General features: G+C 61.9%; 19 protein-coding genes and 1 tRNA gene. 7 read left to right on the top strand and 13 right to left on the bottom strand.

Annotated features, from left to right (window positions below):
• Positions 1-35: 35 nt before the first annotated feature.
• The 4 genes from fliF to QX071_RS22270 all read right to left on the bottom strand — a co-directional run bounded on the left by fliF (position 36) and on the right by QX071_RS22270 (position 4,923).
• A complete protein-coding gene (gene fliF, locus QX071_RS22285; RefSeq protein ID WP_315704974.1) occupies positions 36-1,649 on the bottom strand; it encodes a flagellar basal-body MS-ring/collar protein FliF in 1,614 nt (537 codons plus the stop codon).
• Positions 1,650-1,986: 337 nt separating this feature from the next.
• Positions 1,987-2,262 carry a DUF1153 domain-containing protein gene (locus QX071_RS22280; RefSeq protein ID WP_002714638.1) on the bottom strand — a complete coding sequence of 92 codons (276 nt, stop codon included), beginning with the start codon at positions 2,260-2,262 and terminating at the stop codon, positions 1,987-1,989.
• A gap of 361 nt (positions 2,263-2,623) precedes the next feature.
• The gene (locus QX071_RS22275) at positions 2,624-3,322 is read right to left on the bottom strand and encodes a flagellar hook capping FlgD N-terminal domain-containing protein (protein ID WP_315704817.1); all 699 of its coding nucleotides are present in this window, start codon (positions 3,320-3,322) and stop codon (positions 2,624-2,626) included.
• An 11-nt stretch (positions 3,323-3,333) separates the two neighbouring features.
• The gene (locus tag QX071_RS22270; RefSeq protein WP_409977590.1) at positions 3,334-4,923 is read right to left on the bottom strand and encodes a flagellar hook-length control protein FliK; all 1,590 of its coding nucleotides are present in this window, start codon (positions 4,921-4,923) and stop codon (positions 3,334-3,336) included.
• Between the two features lie 354 nt (positions 4,924-5,277).
• Here QX071_RS22270 and mnmA point away from each other — a divergent pair, with 354 nt between their 5' ends.
• From mnmA to QX071_RS22245, 5 genes are all read left to right on the top strand, one after another.
• The gene (mnmA, locus tag QX071_RS22265) at positions 5,278-6,483 is read left to right on the top strand and encodes a tRNA 2-thiouridine(34) synthase MnmA (protein ID WP_315704973.1); all 1,206 of its coding nucleotides are present in this window, start codon (positions 5,278-5,280) and stop codon (positions 6,481-6,483) included.
• Positions 6,484-6,507: 24 nt separating this feature from the next.
• Complete coding sequence (locus QX071_RS22260; RefSeq protein WP_315704815.1) at positions 6,508-7,143, top strand: class I SAM-dependent methyltransferase; 636 nt, start codon at positions 6,508-6,510, stop codon at positions 7,141-7,143.
• A gap of 90 nt (positions 7,144-7,233) precedes the next feature.
• Complete coding sequence (locus tag QX071_RS22255; RefSeq protein WP_315704814.1) at positions 7,234-7,590, top strand: hypothetical protein; 357 nt, start codon at positions 7,234-7,236, stop codon at positions 7,588-7,590.
• Between the two features lie 221 nt (positions 7,591-7,811).
• Positions 7,812-7,888 (top strand) — tRNA-Met (locus tag QX071_RS22250).
• Positions 7,889-8,651: 763 nt separating this feature from the next.
• Positions 8,652-9,311 (top strand): hypothetical protein, encoded by a 660-nt coding sequence (locus QX071_RS22245; protein ID WP_315704813.1) that lies wholly within the window; start codon positions 8,652-8,654, stop codon positions 9,309-9,311.
• On the opposite strand, the gene QX071_RS34120 is transcribed toward QX071_RS22245, so the two are convergent.
• From QX071_RS34120 to QX071_RS22230, 4 genes are all read right to left on the bottom strand, one after another.
• Entirely contained in the window at positions 9,269-9,472 is a 204-nt protein-coding gene (locus tag QX071_RS34120) for a helix-turn-helix domain-containing protein (RefSeq protein ID WP_409997629.1), read from the bottom strand. The two genes, QX071_RS22245 and QX071_RS34120, sit on opposite strands and share 43 nt — an antisense overlap.
• An 88-nt stretch (positions 9,473-9,560) precedes the next feature.
• On the bottom strand, positions 9,561-10,184 hold the full coding sequence (locus QX071_RS22240) for a hypothetical protein (RefSeq protein ID WP_315704812.1): 624 nt from the start codon (positions 10,182-10,184) through the stop codon (positions 9,561-9,563).
• Positions 10,185-10,188: 4 nt separating this feature from the next.
• Entirely contained in the window at positions 10,189-10,620 is a 432-nt protein-coding gene (locus QX071_RS22235; protein ID WP_315704811.1) for a helix-turn-helix transcriptional regulator, read from the bottom strand.
• An 11-nt stretch (positions 10,621-10,631) separates the two neighbouring features.
• Positions 10,632-10,850, bottom strand: coding sequence for a type II toxin-antitoxin system RelE/ParE family toxin (locus QX071_RS22230; protein WP_315704810.1), 219 nt, complete (start codon positions 10,848-10,850; stop codon positions 10,632-10,634).
• 989 nt (positions 10,851-11,839) lie between these two features.
• Between QX071_RS22230 and QX071_RS34115 the strand changes: the two genes are divergently transcribed.
• A complete protein-coding gene (locus tag QX071_RS34115; RefSeq protein ID WP_409997628.1) occupies positions 11,840-12,181 on the top strand; it encodes a hypothetical protein in 342 nt (113 codons plus the stop codon).
• A 340-nt stretch (positions 12,182-12,521) separates the two neighbouring features.
• Here QX071_RS34115 and QX071_RS22225 read toward each other — a convergent pair whose 3' ends face one another.
• From QX071_RS22225 to QX071_RS22205, 5 genes are read right to left on the bottom strand one after another with little or no spacing between them, the layout of a single operon-like run.
• Positions 12,522-13,184: a helix-turn-helix domain-containing protein gene (locus tag QX071_RS22225; RefSeq protein WP_315704809.1), complete on the bottom strand. Its 663-nt coding sequence runs from the start codon at positions 13,182-13,184 to the stop codon at positions 12,522-12,524.
• 30 nt (positions 13,185-13,214) lie between these two features.
• Entirely contained in the window at positions 13,215-14,348 is a 1,134-nt protein-coding gene (locus QX071_RS22220) for an iron-containing alcohol dehydrogenase (protein WP_315704808.1), read from the bottom strand.
• Between the two features lie 14 nt (positions 14,349-14,362).
• Positions 14,363-14,569, bottom strand: coding sequence for a hypothetical protein (locus QX071_RS22215; protein ID WP_315704807.1), 207 nt, complete (start codon positions 14,567-14,569; stop codon positions 14,363-14,365).
• A 4-nt stretch (positions 14,570-14,573) separates the two neighbouring features.
• Positions 14,574-16,157: an NAD(P)/FAD-dependent oxidoreductase gene (locus QX071_RS22210; protein ID WP_315704806.1), complete on the bottom strand. Its 1,584-nt coding sequence runs from the start codon at positions 16,155-16,157 to the stop codon at positions 14,574-14,576.
• Positions 16,158-16,186: 29 nt separating this feature from the next.
• Positions 16,187-17,635 (bottom strand): aldehyde dehydrogenase family protein, encoded by a 1,449-nt coding sequence (locus QX071_RS22205; protein WP_315704972.1) that lies wholly within the window; start codon positions 17,633-17,635, stop codon positions 16,187-16,189.
• Between the two features lie 542 nt (positions 17,636-18,177).
• Between QX071_RS22205 and QX071_RS22200 the strand changes: the two genes are divergently transcribed.
• Positions 18,178-19,659, top strand: a complete 1,482-nt coding sequence (locus QX071_RS22200; RefSeq protein ID WP_315704805.1) for a carotenoid oxygenase family protein — start codon at positions 18,178-18,180, stop codon at positions 19,657-19,659.
• The last annotated feature ends 8 nt before the right edge of the window (positions 19,660-19,667 follow it).

Below are 19,667 nucleotides of genomic sequence, written 5' to 3'. Positions count from 1 at the left end.
GTCTGCGTTTCAGTTCTGCGCTTGGCGTTGGCGGATCAGCCCTGCTGCGGCTCGGCGAGCCACTGCCGGATGATGGAGGCGGCTTCGCCCGGGTTGCGTTCGGCGAGCTCGCCGACGCGATGAACGGATTGGGCGTGAACCTGGCCCTGAACCTGGGCGACGTCGATCAGATGCGCGGTCTGCTGGGAGTTCGCGGCCTGGGCGACGGCTTGCACCGTCTCGTCGGTCAGCGCCGGTAGCCCGGTCAGCGCGGCGGCCTCGTCGGATGCAAGAATCTTCTTCACCAGCGGTCGGATCACCATGAACATCACGACCAGACCGAGCAGCATCATCACGGCGAGCTCGATGACGTACATGACGTCGTCCTTGGTGAACTGCAGCATTCCGAGGATGCCGCTCGGCTCGTTGATCTGCGGCACTGCGGGGGCGTCGGCGAATTTCAGATTGACCACTTCCACCTGGTCACCGCGCTTCTGGTCGAAGCCGATCGCCGAGCGCACCAAGGCTGCGATGCGGTCGAGTTCTTCCTTGTTGCGCTCCTGGTAGACCAACTCGCCCTTCTCGTTTTTGGCGTACGCGCCGTCGACGAGCACCGCGACCGAGATGCGGTTGACGCGGCCGGCCTCGGTCACCTCGGTCGTGGTCGTCCGCGAGATCTCGTAATTGTTGGTCTCCTCGGTCTTCTTGCTCTGGTCGCGGGGAGGAGGCGGACTGCCGTTGTTGTTGCCCGGCGCGGCCGGCAGCTCGTTGGCGACCGTGACCTGGCCATTGCTCTCGGTGGTCGCCGAGGATTCTTCCCGGGTCTGGCTCGAGCGCAGCACCCGGCCTTCGGGATCGAACTTGTCGGAAGTCTGGGTGACGCGGTTGAAGTCGAAATCGGCCGAGAGCTGGACCCGGGCGCGGCCCTGGCCGACCACGGAGGAGACGATGTCCTCGACCTGCTTGCGCAGCCGCTTTTCGAAGGCGGTGCGCCGCTCGTCGCCGACCGCCTGCTCGACATCGGAGACTGAGCCGTCGGCGAGCAGTTGGCCGGCTTCATCGACGATCGAGACCCGTTGCGGCTTCAATCCGTTGACCGCGGAGGCCACCAGATGGCGGATGGCGCGGATCTGCGCCGGTTCGAGTGCGCCGCGCACGCGCACGACGATCGAGGCCGACGGTTCCGGCGTCTCGCGCGAGAACAGGGGCCGCTCCGGCAGCACCAGGTGAACCCGCGCCGCCTGCACGCGGTCGATGGAGCGGATGGTGCGGGCGAGTTCGCCTTCCAGCGCGCGCAGATGGTTGATGTTCTGGACGAAGCTCGTGGTGCCGAGCGCATCGGACTTGTCGAAGATCTCATAGCCGACGCCGCCGCCCTTGGGCAGGCCGCCCTCGGCGAGCTTCATGCGCAGGCGGGTGACCTTGTCCTTCGGCACCAGGATCACGCTGCCCTCGTTGCGCAGCTCGAACTGAATGCCTTGGCGTTCCAGGTCCTTGATGATGCTGGAGGAGTCCTCCATGCTGAGATCGGTAAAGAGTGTGGTCATCTGCGGCGTGGTGACGCGCATGATGACGAAGGCGAAGAAGCCGATCAGCGCTGCGGTGACCGCGATCATCGCCATCAACCGCGCCGCACCCAAACCCTTCAGGAAATCCACCAGGCCTTGCAAGCAACTGCCCCACAGTTCGGTATTCAACAGATGGCTGCTGGGGCGGGATTTGAACTTCGCGGGCCTTTACGGCCGATTGCAACGAACGCGAGATTTGATCCCAACCTTCACCCGACACCTGCATTCCAGGTGGTCTCTCGATCCCGACTCCGTGCGCCGCGCCTCGCGGGCGGTGGACGAAAATCTGAATCGGACCACTGGGCAATTATTGCCTATGGGAAGGTTTCGATATGGTTAACGATAGTTAAGGGCTGCTAACAAACTGCGGACATGACAAAAATCGGCTTGACGGGGTCAAGCCGATTTTTTGTAGGGCGAAACGCTATCGGTGAGGGATTTATTGCCGATATTGCTGAATTCGGGTCGTACGCAGACCGGCGAGGCCGTGCTGGTCGATCGAAAACTGCCAAGACAGGAATTCGTCGACAGTCAGGGTGTAGCGGCTGCAGGCCTCTTCGAGGGACAGCAATCCACCGCGGACGGCAGCGACAACTTCGGCCTTGCGGCGGATCACCCACCGTTTGGTGCCGGGGGCAGGCAGATCGGCGATAGTGAGCGGACTGCCGTCGGGCCCGATGACGTATTTCACCCTCGGGCGATGGGGTTCTGTCATGGCTTACTCACAAACTCTTAACCACTGAACTCACGGTACCAACCTACGCCGCCCGGCTTAAAAATTGCCTAAGCAGAGAGCTGCAATAAAGGGCTCATTGGAAATGACGGAGGGTCCGGCGCCGAAAAGCGCCAGACCGCGAGTCATGGTAAATATTTGGTTAAGCTGGCCCGGATGTCGGTCCGGTGTCTCGGGTGTGTTGGGCGTCTTGCTGCCCTGCACGAGTCTGAATCGGTTCGTGCGGCGAATTTGAAGCTCCGGTCAGATCCCCCGCGCACTCCCTCGTCGGAACTACAAATTCAAAGCCGCACGAGAAGCCTCGGTTCCGACATGGGCAACGAAGCCGCGATTCGATCCGAAGTCAGTTGATGATTTGCTGGATCTGGTTGACCGCATAGGTCTGTCCGCCGATCGACAGCATCGGTGGCTGCTGGGTCAGGTCGACGGAGGACACCAGGCCCGCGATCTGGGTGTTGACCGCCACCGGCTTGCCGGAGCTGTCGGTCGCCGTTGTCGTCAGCTTGTATTGTCCGTCCGGCCATTGCGTGCCGTCATTGCCCTGGCCATTCCATTGGAATGGCTGGTTGTTGCCGGCAGGGGCGGAATATTTCCCGGTAAAGACGGTCTGGCCGACGCTGTTGGTGATGTTCACGGTCAGATTGCAGTTCGACGGGATGTTGAGATTCCAAGCCGCCTTCGAATTGGCCAAGCTGGTCGTCGAGCCGTTGACCACGGCGGTCTTGCCGACAAAGTTGAGCGCCTGGGTGGCCTGGGTCGTCTGCTGCAGCGAGACCAATGAGGAGAGCTGATCGTTGGTCTTGAGCTGCTGCTCGACGCCGGCAAATTGCACCAGCTGCTGCGTGAACTGGTTGGTGTCCAGCGGGTCGAGCGGGTTCTGGTTCTTCAGCTGCGTCGTCAACAGCGTCAGGAAGGTCTGGAAGTTGCCCGCGATCGAGCTGTTCGCCGTCGAGGAGACGCCCGAATTGGAGCCCGAATTGGAGGAGGTGGGCGTGGTTCCTGAAACCACCGGGCTTCCCGTGATTGCGTCGCCAATGGCCATGATGCTCTCCCTTAGACTCTGATATCGACGCCGCCCTGCGGCCCGAACATGCGACCATAGGAGCGTCCGGCCACCTGGGCCGGAATGGTTTCGTCCTCGGTCACGATCAGGCGCTGCGCATTGCCGTTGGATTGGTTGTCATTGCCGTTCTGGCCGGACGAATTCTGGTCGCGGAGCGAAAATTGCAGCCCGCTATTGCTGGTCTTGAGGCCGGCATCGGCGAGCGCCTGCTGCAACTGCGGCGCGGTCTGCTGCAGCATCGACAGGGTTTCCGGCTTCTCGACCCGCAGATGCGACGTGACCTGGCCGTTCTTGTCGACATCGATGCGGACGTCGATACGGCCAAGTTCGGCTGGATCCAGTCGAATCTCGAAGCGGCTCTTGCCGTTCAGTGCGGAGGCTGCGATCTCCACCGCGAGCCCGTGCAGGGGGACGGTGGCCGACGTCGCTGCGGTCGCGGTCAGATTTGCCGATGTGATCGGCGCGGCTGTCGCGGTGGGCGGAGAGAGCTGCTGCTGCAGCGTGTTGGCAACTTGGGCGCCGGGGTCGGAGGTCACTGCGGTTTGGGCATTGGCCTGCGCGCCAGCCCGATCATGCGCCGCCGGCGAAGCCGCATTGCCTTCGGCTTTGGCTGCATCGGCGACCGGCACGGCGGCCTTGTCGACGACGGTCTGCTGTTGCCCGGGCTCGGCGTGATTGGGCTGAACGGCCTGAGTTGTCGGAGCGGTCGGATCGGATGTCTTCGCGCCGTCACCGGTGAGTCCGGTGGCGACCTTGCCCTGCGCGGGCGCAGCCTTGCCCGGCGCCTTCCCGGTCGACGGCACGGCAGCGTCCAGCGCGGCCGTGAATGTACCCGTTTCGCTCGGCGTAGTCGGATCGGTGGTCGACGGTGTCCCGGATGTGCCGCCGGCTGCGGTTTCGCCAGCGGAATTGGCGGCTGCGCCAGTGCCAGCCTTCGCTGCCGCGGCGATCAGGCCCGTCTTCGCATCCGCTGCGCCGGCTGCGGAGCCGGCCGCCTGGGCGGCGGCCGCAGCCGCCACTCCGGCCGTGGCACCGGTGCCGTCAGTGGCCGCAGGGGCTGCCGGCGCATCGGCCGCGGAGACATTCGGCTGCACCGCGACGGCAACTGGAGCGGCTGATGCCGCCGTCGGGTCCACGGGGGCGGCGGCTGCGCCATCGTCCTTGGCGCTCTTGTTGGTGTCGGAGGTGTCGGCCGACTTGCTGCTATCCGTCCCGCTCTTCCCGGTCGCGCCGGATTTGCTGCCGGTCTTGGTGGCCTTGTCGCTCTGGCCGCTGTCGTCGGCCCGGTCGGTACGCGCCGAATTCGTGTTCGTATCGCTGGCGGATTGCGGTCCGGAGGGGTCGGTGCTGCTGCGCGAGGAGTCGCGGCTCGCGCTGGATGAATTGGCGCTGCTGCGCTGTGGCGGGCTCGGGGGCGTAGGCAAGGCCGGCGCGGAGGATGACGAATCGGTGGGTGGGGTCGCCGCATCGACCAGCGCCGCAAAGCCGTCTCTGAGCTGCGCAGGGTCGGGCCGCGTCGATCGCGCTGCCGTTGCCTGGAAGGCCGTGCTGGCCGGAATCTCTGACGTGACGCTGACCACCTTAGAACCTCTCACGAGCGACTCGATCAAAGGGCGTTTCAGCAAGGAGCGGGCCAGAGCGGGGCAGGGAGAATTTTATCGTGATATCAATGGATTGCCAGAGGGGGGACCTGTCCCCTATGCGGCAGCGCCCGCGCTTTTTCTGCCCGGCCGGCAAGATTTGCCGCGCGGTCCTGCGCCCAGGATGATTGCTTCACAGGATAGGCACCTATATTAAAGGGGTGCTTTTTCAGCGGGTTCCGATGCGGTCTCGTTCCGCCCGGACATCGCGCAAAGGGCTTGACCGCATAACGGGCCAGCAGAGAGTTCCCGATCGTCGGGAATTCCGACGTGGTCCATCGCAGTGACCTGACCATGCTCAACAGTCTCGATCTCGAAGGCCGTCCGCAGGACACCAGGGTGGTCGTCGCCATGTCCGGCGGCGTCGACTCGTCGGTGACGGCCGCGCTGTTGAAGTCCGAAGGCTACGACGTGGTCGGCATCACCCTGCAGCTTTATGACCATGGCGCGGCGACCCACCGCAAGGGCGCCTGCTGCGCCGGCCAGGACATTCACGACGCGCGCAATGTCGCGGCAAGGCTCGGCATTCCGCATTACGTGCTGGATTATGAGGATCGCTTCCGCGAGCAGGTGATCGACAATTTTGCCGCCAGCTACGCCTCGGGCGAAACGCCGGTGCCGTGCATCGAATGCAACCGCGCCATCAAGTTCGGCGATCTCCTGACCACTGCTCGCGAACTCGGCGCCTCCGTGCTGGCAACCGGCCATTACGTCGCCTCGCGTCGATTGGCCGATGGATCGCGTGCGCTGATTTGCGCCGCCGATGCCGATCGCGACCAGAGCTACTTCCTGTTCGCGACCACCCAGGAGCAGCTCGATTACCTGCGCTTTCCGCTCGGCGACATGACGAAGCCGGAGGTGCGCGAATTGGCGCGGCGGTTCGGGCTCGAGGTCGCCGACAAGCACGACAGCCAGGACATCTGCTTCGTCCCGACCGGCCGCTACACCGACATCATCGGGCGGCTGCGGCCGAACGCGATGGAGCCGGGCGAGATCGTCGATCTCGAAGGGCGCGTGCTCGGCACTCATCTTGGGATTGCCAATTTCACCGTCGGCCAGCGCAAGGGACTCGGCATCGCCAAGGGAGCGCCGCTTTACGTCGTGCGCCTCGATGCGCAGACCCGGCGCGTGGTGGTCGGTCCGCGCGAGGCGCTGCGTACCCACCGCATCGTGCTGCGCGAGGTCAACTGGATCGGCGACGGTGCGCTCGATGCCGCCGTGCGCGACGGGCTCGAACTGTTCGTGCGGGTGCGCTCGACCCGTCCGCCGCAGCCGGCCTGGCTGCGCGGCGCCGACGGCCACTACGAGGTCGAACTGGTCGCGGGTGAAGAAGGCGTCTCGCCGGGCCAGGCGTGCGTGTTCTACGATGCGCCGTCCGGCCGTGCGCGCGTGCTCGGCGGCGGCTTCATCCAGAGTGCCGACGCCAAGTCAAAGGTATCGTCACAGGCGGCAGGCCGCCATACGGGGCCGCAGCGCATCGCCGAGGCGGTTCGCGGCTGATCATCAAGTCAGGGTAAGAGGGGCATGGGGGACATCGACCGCGCCGGGGTCGAAAAGGCCTATGAGCGCTGGGCGCCGATCTATGATCTGGTGTTCGGCAAGGTGTTTGCGCAGGGACGGCAGTCGACCATTGCGGAGGCCGATCGGATCGGTGGCCGCATTCTCGACGTCGGCGTTGGCACCGGGCTGTCGCTGTCGGATTACGCGCGCACGACCAGGATCTGCGGCGTCGATATTTCCGAGCCGATGCTGCGGCGGGCGCAGCAGCGCGTGCGCGAGCTGAAGCTCGGCAATGTCGAAGTGCTTGCGGTGATGGATGCGAAGCACCTCGCCTTCCCCGACAATTTCTTCGATGCGGTGGTGGCGCAGTATGTCATCACCGCGGTGCCGGATCCCGAAGCCACGCTCGACGATTTCATCCGTGTGCTCAAGCCCGGTGGCGAACTGATCCTGGTCAATCACATCGGGGCCGAGAAGGGGCCGCGGCGTCTGTTCGAACTGGCGTTTGCGCCGATCGCGCGGCGGCTCGGCTGGCGGCCAGAATTCCCCTGGGCGCGGCTCGCCAATTGGGCCGCGAAGCATGGCGGCGTAGCGTTATCCGAGCGCCGGCCGATGCCGCCGCTCGGACATTTCTCGCTGATCCGTTACCGCAAGGGCTGACGGGCCCCACGTAGCGCAGGGACGGGCGGTTCCGTCTGCCAAGATGACGCCATCGGCGGAACGACATGGCAGGGCCGGCGTTGCCGAGCCATGAGCATCAGGCAGTCATTCGTGGTTTCCTTCGTGCTTGCGACGGCCGCCGCCGCGGCTCACGCCCAAGCGCCGCCAACCCCGGCTACGCCGCCGCAGGCCACAGCGCCTGCGCCGGCCCCGGATCAGAACGCCGCTTGCGCGCCGAACGCGCGGGCGATGCCGACGCCAGACGGCATCACCACCGGTCAATCCGGGGAACCTCTGGGTGAGAAGCTTGCCAAGACCAATGGCGTGCTGTGTCCGCCATCGGGCGTCGATCCGCAGATGCATGCGCCCACCCCGGAAGGCGGCACGACGCCGGTGATCCCGCCGCCCGGCAGCCCCGGCGGCAATCCCAACGTGCAGCCGAAGTGAACTGGATGGCTGTCGCGTGCGCCGGCGAGCGCAGCAGGCGGCGGGTGTCGCCGCAGTCGACCCAACCCGTCTCAGGTTATGACGCGACGCGCCGAACGGAAGCTTCTTGCTGCACCTGCGACGTTTGCTTGACAGGGGCCGGACCGGCTCCTTATATGCCGCGCGTTCGCAATGCGGTCCGCGGTCTTCTGACCCCTTTACGGACCTCTGCCGAACGCCGTGGCGGGGTAGCTCAGCTGGTTAGAGCACGGGAATCATAATCCTGGGGTCGGGGGTTCGAGTCCCTCCCCCGCTACCAACAATCCCCCCGACACCGATATATTAGGGAACATCTCTGGATTGCCGCAGATCGCGGCCAAGCGCCCCTTGATGTCGAGTCTGACCCGCCGTCCCTCGGCCTTTTCCTTGCCGTCCCCGCCGGCGTCGCTCGGCGCAGCATGCACAACGATCGCAGTCACGAGCTCGCGGATCACAGCGAATGCGCCGGCGGTGAGCTCGGCGTCGCCCTGGGCCAACTCCTCGGCCAAGGTGGCGATTGCGGCTTTGTAGCGGGTGAGCGCTCTTGGGTGCAAGTAAGAGAAATCCGTTTGAAATCAGCGGACTTAAATGGTGGGCGCACAAGGGATCGAACCTTGGACCTGTCCCGTGTGAAGGTAGGTGAGACCCTGTACTAGTGGTTTGTTTTCATTGTTGTTTTGGGAGTCCCTTGATGTGTCTGGGCAGATTTCGGGCGCTTTGGCCCTTCCTATTGTTAGCGGGAACCATTGACAAGTGACTGGCTTGCGTTCTGCATTCCCAGCAACTTTGCATTTGGGGGAGGAGCTTCGGGCGACAGATAACGCCTTTAAGGTACCGGAGGCTTGGCGCAATCACGGAGCAAAGCGTTCGATCGCAGCTACTCGTTTGCAGCGAGGTGATTTAAGGCGCCTCTACCGACTGATAAACGATCAGCAGATCGAATACCGAGACAAAGTTATCGGCCATCTCGCATTGCTGCCAAACGAGGGGCAGACTGAGTTTGAGGCTCGAAAGAAAAGGTGTTCGGGTCCTTTGTTACGTCGATGACAATTGCGAGAGTCGAGGACGAATCTCTTTACGAAAATAATGAGGCGTTCCTCGAAGAGGGAAATCTTCCGCACGATATCCGGTCAATATTTTTTTCGACCGCTACGGTTCCGCTGGCTGTTTTAGGCCTAGATCCGATCTGCAAGATTATTCTGTTCTTGGATTTTACAGCATCGCCGCTGCTCGACTTTCAGAGGCTTCCAACGTTGCCGACGCCGAACGAAAGCAACTATGAAGTTTCAGCGGACAATTACTCTTGGTTTGTCGCATCGAACGCGAAGCTAGAGTCGTTTTTCAAAGAGCGAAAGGCTGGACATGATTGGTTACACCGCGCGGGAGTTTATGACTTGCTTCTGTTTTGTTTGGGTCTGCCAATCGCGATTTGGTTGGACTATCGCTTGAGCAAGTCACTCCCTATGACTATGCCGTCCATGGTGAGCGCGGCGGTCTATGTGTACGCTTTCTTTCTCTCATTGCAGATCTTTCGGGTGTTGTTTTCCTACGCCAGATGGGTTTTCCCGAAAGTTGAGATTGAAAGTGTCCGGGGCACACCTCGAATCCGTCAACGGGGCTGGTGGTTGGCAATAATGGGTTCGCTGGCGGCCGCGCTCCTCTACGACATCGTCAAAACTGCTCTTACGAATTGGGTGAACTGAGACACTGCGAGCCCGATCGCGCAAAGGTCGCCGTCGTCGCCGCTTTTGCGCCCGACCTCGATCTCGGACAGATTGCCTTGCGTGATGCCCGCGCGTTTGGCGAGATCATCTTGACTCAAGCCGCGTTTTTTTACGGAAGAATGCGAGCGGCGTTTTCGCAGCAGTGCTTTTGCGAAATCGGCCGTCCCCCGCTTGCTTAGACATTAACTGCAAGTGGTTGGACCATGAGATTCAGAGGTCGATCAAAACCTAAGTCCTGAACGTCACAATTTCACTGTCCAGCTTTTGGACGATTCGGTCGGCGGCTTTAACGATCTTTTCCGCAATTGTGCGATACTCGCCGAGGGGGTGAAAATCCCCGAAACCAGTGATAGGGACTTCCGCGGTGTCGGTTTCTGGAATCGACTTCAGCAATTTCAAAGCGCGCGGAAGTTCAGAGCGAATCAAATCAAGGTCAAAACTCAACGTGGCTGGAAACATCTCAAGATGGTTCCAGGCCTCGTCGAAGTCGGCTCGATCGGTCATTTGGATCTGTGGTGTGCTCACTTTGCGATGGGCGGACCACATATTGAAGCCGAGCCGTTGGACGACATTATCGGCTTCCTCCCGGAGCTTTTCGGCGGCATGGCGAAGCCTCAAATAGAGGCCGAGCTTCTTTCGTTCCGTGTCACGCTGTTCCTTTTCCCTGCCGAAATTGACCTTTGCCATCGCACCACGGTAGGCGAGCGTTCCCGCGCCAAGCGCGATGATCGCCGCCATCAGCGGTTGCCAGTCCTTGAGCTTAAAACCCGGCTCTGCCCCAGCAATGACTATCGTCAGGATTAACAATATCCCGACCGCGCTTGCGAGGCCTGCCAGTCTGTCAAAGTTCATTGCCTCAGGAGGCCTTGCGCTTTTTCGCGCGCGGGCGCGGTGCGTCTTCCTCGCTCGGCTCGTCGGGCACCAAACTATCGAGCGTCACTTTCAGCGCGTTCGCCAGCTTGCGCAGCGTTTGAACGTCGCCGCTCTTGCGCCCGACCTCGATCTCGGACAGATAGCCTTGCGTGATGCCCGCGCATTTAGCCAGTTCATCTTGGCTCAAGCCGCGCTTTTTGCGGAAGAATGCGAGCGGCGTTTTCGCCGCAAGGAACGCGTCAACCTCGTCGCTGCTAAAGGTTTCTTCCTCGCCGCTCTCAACGCGGGCGATCGAGCGGCGCAGGGTTTCCGCGTCGGCGGCGTCTTCATTGGCTGCGGCAACCAGTTGATCGTATTCCTTGCGGGACAAGATCACGATGTCATCGCCTTGCGGGGTTTTGGTCATCACGGGCATGTCGGTTGTCCTTAGTCATAAATCCCGCCACGCGGGCCGATATCGTGAATGGTGATGGTGTCGGCAGTCTCAGTAAACAAGATGCGAAAGTCTTGAACGCGCAACCGCAAACGATCGCTTCCGACCAGCGCCTTGACGTTGCGGGCTTGGGCTGCCGGGTTTGCGGCATACTGCTCGATCTTAGACCGGATCAGCTTAGCTCTGTTGGCATGGCGCTTAAGGGCGGTCATTGCCGTGAGGGTGTAAGCGATCGTTTTTATGGTGTGAATATTGCTTATAGCAATATTTTTGTCAATTGCTAATAGCGATATATGCGCCGAGGTGCGCAGGAAAGTTCATAGGGGCTGCGAGCATGGTAAGGTCGCACCATGGAAACGAAAGCTGAAAGGCCGGCGACCGGCCTTGCGCTTTGTCTCATAATGGGGGCGGGCGCGTTTATCCTCGGCACGGGACTTTCCGCAGGCCCGTTTGCGGCCTTGGCGGCCGCCGGCGCGTGTCTGTTTTTGCTGGGGTTTGCGGCCGGGATGAAGGTGCCTGTCACGCCACCGAAACCATAAATTCGGGTAGGAAATCAGTGGGGGCGGTCGGGGGGATGCAGGTAGCGCCTCCCGCTACCATTTGAATTCGTTGAGATTTTCACGATTTCAAGCCCAGGAAAATCGACCCAAGAAAATCGACCCGTACAAAACATCCACGATTCCTGGTAGTCGCAAACAACTCCTCTGATCGAGGAAGTTTCGGGTAGCGCTGTGTAGTCGGAGACGGCGCAATCTGTTTCGCACCATGAACGATCTTACATCCGACGCGCTCGCCGTGAGCGATTTCCCACCGCCGTGAACCATTTCACACTTTCGGCTTCGGCACCCCGCCGGCCCCGCAGAGATCCTTTCGACGCCGTCGCCTAGACATCTGACGGCTTGCGCTTAGGGGCACCGCCTCGACGCCCAATCCGATCCCCGCAATGAGACGCCAAAAGAGCAGGCCCTCAGAGCTCGTCTGAAAGGCCATCACTATCGTTGCTGCGGTGTAGATGAGCGCCCACGTGAACACGAAGCGGCGTCATCCGGTTCGCCTGTCGCCTTCGCGGACATACCTCAAGGCGCGGTGCTCGGGCTGACGCCGCCGACATCGCGTGCAATCATTCAAACACAGATCCTTCGCAACCAGATCAAGGCGAGCCCAAAGCTAGAGATCGATTCGCTGAACATCATGCACAGCACTGGAGGCCGGCCTGGGATGCGCCATTCTAGCAAGGTCAACCGTGGGCAGCGATCTCTTGAAAAGCGGCATTCATGCGCGGCGCATCGTCGAGCCAAGCTTGATACGGGAACTCAGCCTGATTTCGCTGTCCGAGCAGCCCCAGACCAGGGCCCTTATTGAAGTGAGACAAATAGTGAGGACGGCTGTGCTTCAGGACGTGAAGAATGGGCGCTGGCCAGCCGAGATAGTGGAGCAGGCCAGAAAGCGGTCCGGAAAGGGGCGCCAACGTGCTCGCTTAGATAGTCGTCCACATTACTGGGGATCGGTGCTTGTTTCCATCAAGCAAACATATGGCGCGTAGAGTAGGTGCCCTCATCGACCTCGCGACAGAAATCCCGAAATCACACACTCGGCCACGGACTGAATTGCGGGGAGGCCGACCCTCACTTCAGTCTAGAACGGAGGATAAGCAGACGATTTCTCCGGCGCAGTCGAAGCGTCCGGTTTCACTGTTAAGGCGTATTGCCGGCACCCCCAGTACGCAGCGGTGGGAAGACACCGCGCTCTCCATTGAGCGTCGTGAGGGATGAGTCTGCTGCTGCAGTCGCTGCGCGACCCGCGGGTTCGCGCGAATGAATGATGAGGGACAGATCTCTGCGCGCAGGTCGCTGGAGGCGGCCTAGCAATCTGCACTTACAAAACTACGCTCGTCCTGCATTTCCGGTCCGGAGGCGCGCGACGATCAACCCCGCCTTGGCTGCCTCGACGCCCAGAACACGCAGGATTGCTTCGGCTGCCATAGCGGGAATCGATTTATCCGGCCGGCCCAGGCCTTCGCGCATGGCTGCGCCCACGATCGCCAACAACATCGCGTAGAGGGCAGGGGAGTCGGCGGTCTTGAAATAGCCCTGCTTGATTCCAATCCGGACATCCTTGCGAATGCCGGAAAAGATCTGCTCGCGAAACTCTCCGAGCTCCGCAAGCGCGTTGACGATCAGGCGCCCCCATGTGGGATCCTGAAGGCCACGTTCGATGAACAGCATCGTTGCGAGCGCCACACGTTCCGTGCCCTGTTCGACCCCGGCAATGGCCTCGTCGACCTCGCGCACCAGTGCGGCGGCGACAGCACCGGCGACTGCCTCGATCAGCTCCGCCTTGTTGCGAAAATGGTAATAGAAGCTTCCGTTGGAAAGCCCAGCCTGTTCTGCCACTTCCAGAATCGAAGTTCGCTCGAGTCCCTTCTTGGCCAGGACAGCAATCGCCGTATCCAATATCAACGCCCGCGTCCGCAGGCGCTTGGTGTCGTCCTGACTTGCGTCCTGGAAGTGACGGGTTTTTTTCGTGCGGGTCGGATGCGTGCTCATTCGGCGTACGATAGCATAATCAGGCGGACGTCACACACCGATCACCCCATCGAATGAGCGCTGAATCATCTCCGTATATTCCGCCGCAGACGGGTGGTAGCGTGCGGTCAGGTTGAACGGGCTCGCATGTGCGCGCGAGCCCAGAGCTGAGACGTCGACCGCCCTGTAGCCAAGCTCGACCAAGGTCGCCGGCAGGTTCAGCGCCCGCATCAAGTCCGCGATTGCCGCGGAAAGCGACGCGCCGGGGGACAGTCCCAGCGCCTGCGCAATGGCCGCGGCCCGATTGGGGGCGTGACGGCTGACCAAATCCAACGAGCAGACCAGGCCGATGCCGCTCAACAGGCCATGATGGAAGCCCTGGTCGCCGCAGGTGATCGCGATGGCATGGGCCGGCCCCAGGCCCATGCCGATGGCCACGCCGCCCGCATAGGCAGCAGCCATCATCTCCGATCGCGCGCGAACATCGTCTCCGCGCTGGGTCGCATCTCGGATGGCCGCCATTGCTCGTTGGATGCCGTCCAATGCGAGCGCGTCGGCAAAGGGCGACATTCGGCTGGAAAGATAGCCTTCCACACAGTGCGAGATCGCGTCGATACCGGTGGCCGCGGTGAGCCGGGATGGCAACGTCAATGTCAGCTCCGGATCGAGCACTGCAAGATGCGGCACGATGGCGGGTGAGCTCATTCCCGTCGAGGCGGTCGCGGCATCCGGGTGGATGCCAGCATCCGGCGACGCCTCGCTTCCGGTGCCGGCTGTGGTTGGAATGACCGCAAGCGGGGCGCATCGTCGAGGCTTCGCCGCGGGATTGCCGGCATAGGCGCTGACGGTGCCAGGGTTGGTGGCGAGCAGCGCGATATATTTTGCAGTGTCGATCACCGAGCCGCCGCCGAGCGCAATCACACCGTCGCAGTTGCTTGTCCGGTAGAGCGCCGCACCCCGGTCGGCGTCCGAGAACAGCGGATTTTCGGTGACGTCGTTCAGGATTGCCGCGACGGTGCGCTGCTTGAGCACGGCGTTGACGCGTTCGACCACGCCGACTGTCACGATCCCTTGGTCGGTCACCAGCATCGGCCGCTGCATGCCGAAACGACCGAGCTCCTCGTCAAGGCAGGATAGAGCGCCGGCACCGAACACGGTGCGCGGAAGCTGCAATGATGCGATCATGTGCGGGCTGGTGATCATTTTCCGCTGAAGACCATACGCAATCCTCTCATGACAAGAGCCCAGCTCAGAAACCTGTAGCCGGCCCGCAGCTCGTCGCCGCGAAGCACGCCCTTCATCGGCATGGCACCCATGATGGTGCCGCCGACGACAATCCCATCCTTCGTCGCTTCGACGCTGGTGATCGTCATCAGCTCGGTCCCTTCGGGTGTGAAGATCCGCATCAGTTCACCCGATCAGACGCTCGAAGTTGATCTTCAGATCCTGGCATGCCCTGATCGCGGTCGCGCGGCCTGCACCGCTGACACTCGAGACATTGATCGCGGTCCCCGTGAGATAGAGGTTCTCGATCCCCGGTATCTTCAGTTTCGCGAGCTCGGGATTGGGGCGGTGGCCGCCGATCTGGTGCAGATATTCGCCGGCCCCGCTCACGTCGCCTTTCTGGAACATCGACGAATGCCGTGACACCTCCAATGGTGTATCGAAACGGCGGCCGATGATGTTCTCACGGGTGACGTTGGGCGCATATTCGCGGTAACGCTCAAGCAGCCAGTCGCCGATTTCCCATTGGCGCTCATCCCAGGATGCCGCGCCGGTCCGCAGCTCGAACGGACCGAAGCCATAGACGGTGATCGCGGCCTTGCCCGGGGGACATTGGGTTTCGTCGAACTGGCACTGCATATGCGAGGCGAGGATGGTGTCGGTCGATCCTTCGTTCCACATGTCGCCGTAACGATAATTGTCGAAGACGCGCAGGAATCGCTCGAGCGTGGGCGGCGCATAATTGGCCAAGATCACGCGCCCTGCGTCCGCGCCGGCCTTGTATTTCGGCGGCTCGTTGAGCGCGAGATGCTGGGGCATGATGGAGAAGGCGCCGGTCTTGACCCGCCTGGCGCGGGCGGCGACGTCCGGCGCCACCTTCTCGATAATATCGCCGATCAGCCAGGGATGAATCTGACCGATCACGGCGACGCGCGCTGTGATCTCCTCGCCGGATGCCAAACGGACGCAGGTGGCGCGTCCGTTTTGCACCAGCACCTTTTCAACTGGCGCTTCCGTGCGAAACTCTGCGCCGTGATCCGCGAGGCAGGCGACCAATGCATCGACCAGCGCGCCGCTGCCGCCTACCGGCACGCCGATCGGATAGGTATGGACCATGCCGGGCATGGTGTAGAGGATGGACCCGGTGCCCATCTCCTCCGGCGCCGTCAGCGTCTCCGCGGCGAATTTGAGCAGATGAATGATCAGCTTGTCGCTCTCGAACCATTCGCGGCAGATGTCGAGCTTGCTCATCTGCAGGGCGCGGAAGATCTCCTGTCCTTCGAGACTCTGGTCGAGCAGGGCGTAGAAGGGCCCTTGCTGCGGCGCGGGCGTGAACAGGCTCTGCGTCACCATCGGCACGATCTTCATGCTCATCGCCGCGAAGCGGCGGTAGGCATCGGCGTCCCTGGGCGAGATCCTGGCAATGCTCTCGCAGGTCCGCTCGACATCCTTGTAGGTGATCAGCGAAGAGCCGTCTTCGAACATCGTCGAATAGACGGCATCAGGGTAGAGATATTTCAAGCCATATTTGGACTGCAGCTTCAGCTCGTCATTCCTGATCAGAGGATTGGCCTGGATGTTGACGTGCAACGACGAATGCAGATCGAACTTGAAGCCGGGAGCCAGGATTTCCTTGGTCACCACGCCGCCACCGAGCCAGTCGTTCTTTTCCAGCACGAGCACGCTGAGGTCTGCCTTGGCCAGATAGGCTGCGGTCGTCAGGCCGTTGTGGCCGGATCCGACTACCACGATGTCATAGCTCTTCGACATTTGATGTTCCTCGCGATCGCGGCCAAGGGTCAGATCGGATAGTGCTGGTTGGGATCCTCGACCGAGATCCACTGCACGTCGGTGAACTCGTGGATGCCCGGCGCGCCGCCGAACCGGCCATAGCCGCTGGCCTTCATGCCGCCGAGCGGCATCTGCGCTTCGTCATTGACGGTCGGTCCGTTGATATGGCAGCAGCCGAAATCGAGCCGCTGCGCGATCGCCATTGCGAGGCCGACATCTCGGGTGAAGATCGCAGAGGAAAGGCCATATTCGGTGTCGTTGGCGACGCGGATGGCGTCCTCGACGTCATTGACGCGCACGATCGTCGTTACCGGTCCGAAGGACTCCTCGTAGTAAATGTCCATGCCGGGCCTGACGTGATCGAGCAGCGCCGCATTCATCAGCGGGCCGTCCGCGTCGCCACCGGCGAGCAGCTTCGCCCCCTTTCCGACTGCGTCCGCGATCAGCGCCTGCACGCGATGGACGGACTGGACGGAAATCAATCCGCCGAGCGGGACATCGCTGGTTAACGGATTGCCCGCGACCAGAGTTTTGGCCTTGGCCGCCAGTCTGTCGCCGAATTCGTCGGCGACGGTGTGATCGACAACCACGCGCTCCGTCGACATGCAGATCTGGCCCTGGTGCATGTAGGCGCCGAACGCAGTCGCTGCGACCGCGGCGTCGATATCCGCATCTTTCAGCACAAGAATCGGAGCTTTGCCGCCGAGTTCGAGCAGTGCCGGTTTCAGATAGCGGGCGCAGGTTTCGGCGACAATCCTGCCGGTTCGCGTCGAACCGGTGAAGTTGACGCGGCGCACGGCCGGATGCGCGATCATCGCCTCCGCGACGGCTCCCGCATCCTGCGGCTTGTGCGTGATGAAATTGAGCACGCCTGGAGGCAGTCCCGCATCGTGCATCACCTGTGCGAGCTTGAACTGGGTCCCGGGACTGAGCTCGGAGGCCTTGAGAACGACCGTGTTGCCGCAAGCAATGGCCGTGCAAAACGCACGGACCGCCAGGATCACCGGCGCATTCCACGGCGCAATCGCCAACGCCACACCGGCCGGACGTCGTACTGCCATCGAGAACATTCCCGGCTTGTTGCTCGGAATGATCTCTCCCTTCACATGGGTGGTGAGACCGGCGGCTTCCCGCAACATGCCGGCGGCAAGTTTCGCGTTGAACACGTACCAGGACTTCGATGCTCCGGTCTCGCCGATCATGACGTCCCTGAATTCGTCAGTGCGCGCTTCGAGCAGGGCTGCAGCCTTCAGGAGAATATCGCGTTTTGCTGCTGGTGCCGTGGCAGCCCAGGCGGGGAAGGCCGCCGCGCAGGACGCGACGGCCTCAATGGCCTGCTCGGGCGTCGCTGCGGCTGCTTCCGTGACCAGATCGCCGCTGATCGCGCTGCGCCTCTCGAACTGCCCGGCCGCGCCGGGCCGCTCTGCGCCGTCGATAATCAATGATGCCTTGAGCATGCTTTCCTCCCAAAACCGCCGCGTCGGATCTGGTCCCGTCAACCAAGTCCGCGCTTGTTGTTTTTGAGAGTACTCTCGAAAATGACGGGCTGTCAAACTGAAGATCGTGAAAAGCGAAGAACACGGTCTGGATCTGTGATCCGGCGCCACTCTGCGGAACGGGTTAGTATCGAGAATGTCGATACATCTCATCGATACAATCCGTTTTGTGGTTTGAGGGACCATCCATAGAGTACGTATTCGAAAAATAGAAACATAAGAGTGGTCGATGGAGGGATGCTTCGCCTGGGTGGTGTCGATGCCGTCGTGGCCCGCGCGACTGACAATTCGGATGGGCTCTCGGCTGCCGTCTTCAGCGGTTATCTCCCGCATGTGAGGCGGATGAAACTTCAGGAAACCAAGCAGAGCGTTCCTGGCGTGTTTGCAGGGCGGCGGCCCAGCTGTGCGCGACGTCGATGACCGGCCCGATCATGGAATGATCGGACGCCGGCTTCGATGATCCCTCCCGCGTTGTCCCGATCTCGTTGTGAAAGGAACTCGAAATGAACGAACATGTGCGGCTGGCGGAGGGCCTGCAGTTTCCGGATGATATTGTCTTTCAGGGTTATGCTGCGCCCGTTCGGATCGAAGGCAGCGTTCACGATCTGGAAGTCGTCGGCGCCATTCCTCCCGAACTCGAAGGCGTCTATTACCGCAATAGCGCGGATCATGCCTATCCGCCGCTGCACGGCCGCGACATTTTCCTCAACGGCGATGGCATGGTGCACATGGTGCGGTTCGAGCGCGGGCACGCCGATCTCACCACGCGCTACGTGCGCACGCGCAAGTTCGAGCTGGAGCGGGCGGCCAGGCGAGCGCTGTTCGGGGCTTACCGCAATCCGTTCACGGATTCCCCCGAAGTTGCGGGCGAGAACGCCAACACCGCGAACACATCCGTGATGTGGCACCACGGCAAGCTGTACGCCCTGAAGGAATCGGGCAGGCCGTATGAGCTGGATCCGCTCACCCTGGAAACCCGCGGGGAGAGCGATTTCGCCGGCCAGCTGAAGAGCCGCACTTTCACGGCTCATCCGAAGTTCGATCCCTTGACTGGCGAATGTATTGCGTTCGCCTACAATTGCGAAGGTGTGGCGAGCGACGAAATCGAGCTCTACAGGGTTGATCGCGAAGGCTGCTTCACTCGCACCGAGCGCTTCAAGGCGCCATACTGCTCGATGGTGCATGACTTCCTGGTCTCGCGAAACTACATCGCTTTCGTCATCTGTCCGATGGTGTGCGATTGGGAGCGCGTCCAGCGCGGCGAGTCGTATTGGCATTGGGACAGTCATCGAAAGACCTATATCGGCGTGATCCCGCGTGAGCAGGGCGTCAGCGCGATCCGCTGGTTCACCGCGCCGAAGCCGGCGATGCAGACGCACAGCTTCAACGCCTGGGAAGATGGCAGCAGGCTGGTTCTCGATCATTTCGTGACCGAGTCCGGCTGGCTGAGCCAGTTTCCGGACCTGCACAACCCTAATGCTCACGAGTTGCCGCCATTTGGCGAGCGCTGGGTCGTCGATCTCGCGAGCGAAGCCGACCGCGTCGAGATTACACGGTTCATCGAGCACATTGGCGAGATGCCGGTGATCGATCCCCGCTTCGCGATGAGCCGCGCCCGGCATTACTGGTTCGGAACCAACAATCCGAAGCTCGGACCCATGCTGCCGTTTGGCCCGAAGGGGCCGCCCTTCACGTGTTTGGGTCACTTCGACGAGGCGAGCGGGAAACTGGATTTTTATTATGCAGGACCCGACGCCTCTCCCGAGGAGCCTTACTTCGTGCCCAGGAGCGCGGATGCCAAAGAGGGCGACGGCTGGTTGCTGTCAATGGTCGGCCGAAGAGCGGAGAACCGGACTGATCTTGTGATCCTCGACGCCCTGCATCTGAGCCGCGGACCTGTTGCCATCGTGAAATTTCCCTGCCGCGTGCACGAAGGTTTCCACGGCACCTGGGTCAGCCAAACGGCGCTTGAGCGGTCCCTGTGACGCGCTCA

The sequence above is a fragment of the Bradyrhizobium sp. SZCCHNS1022 genome (assembly GCF_032484835.1).
GTDB lineage: Bacteria > Pseudomonadota > Alphaproteobacteria > Rhizobiales > Xanthobacteraceae > Bradyrhizobium.
The sequence above is the reverse complement of the archived record's forward strand: the minus strand, read 5'-3'. Positions and strand labels throughout refer to the sequence as shown.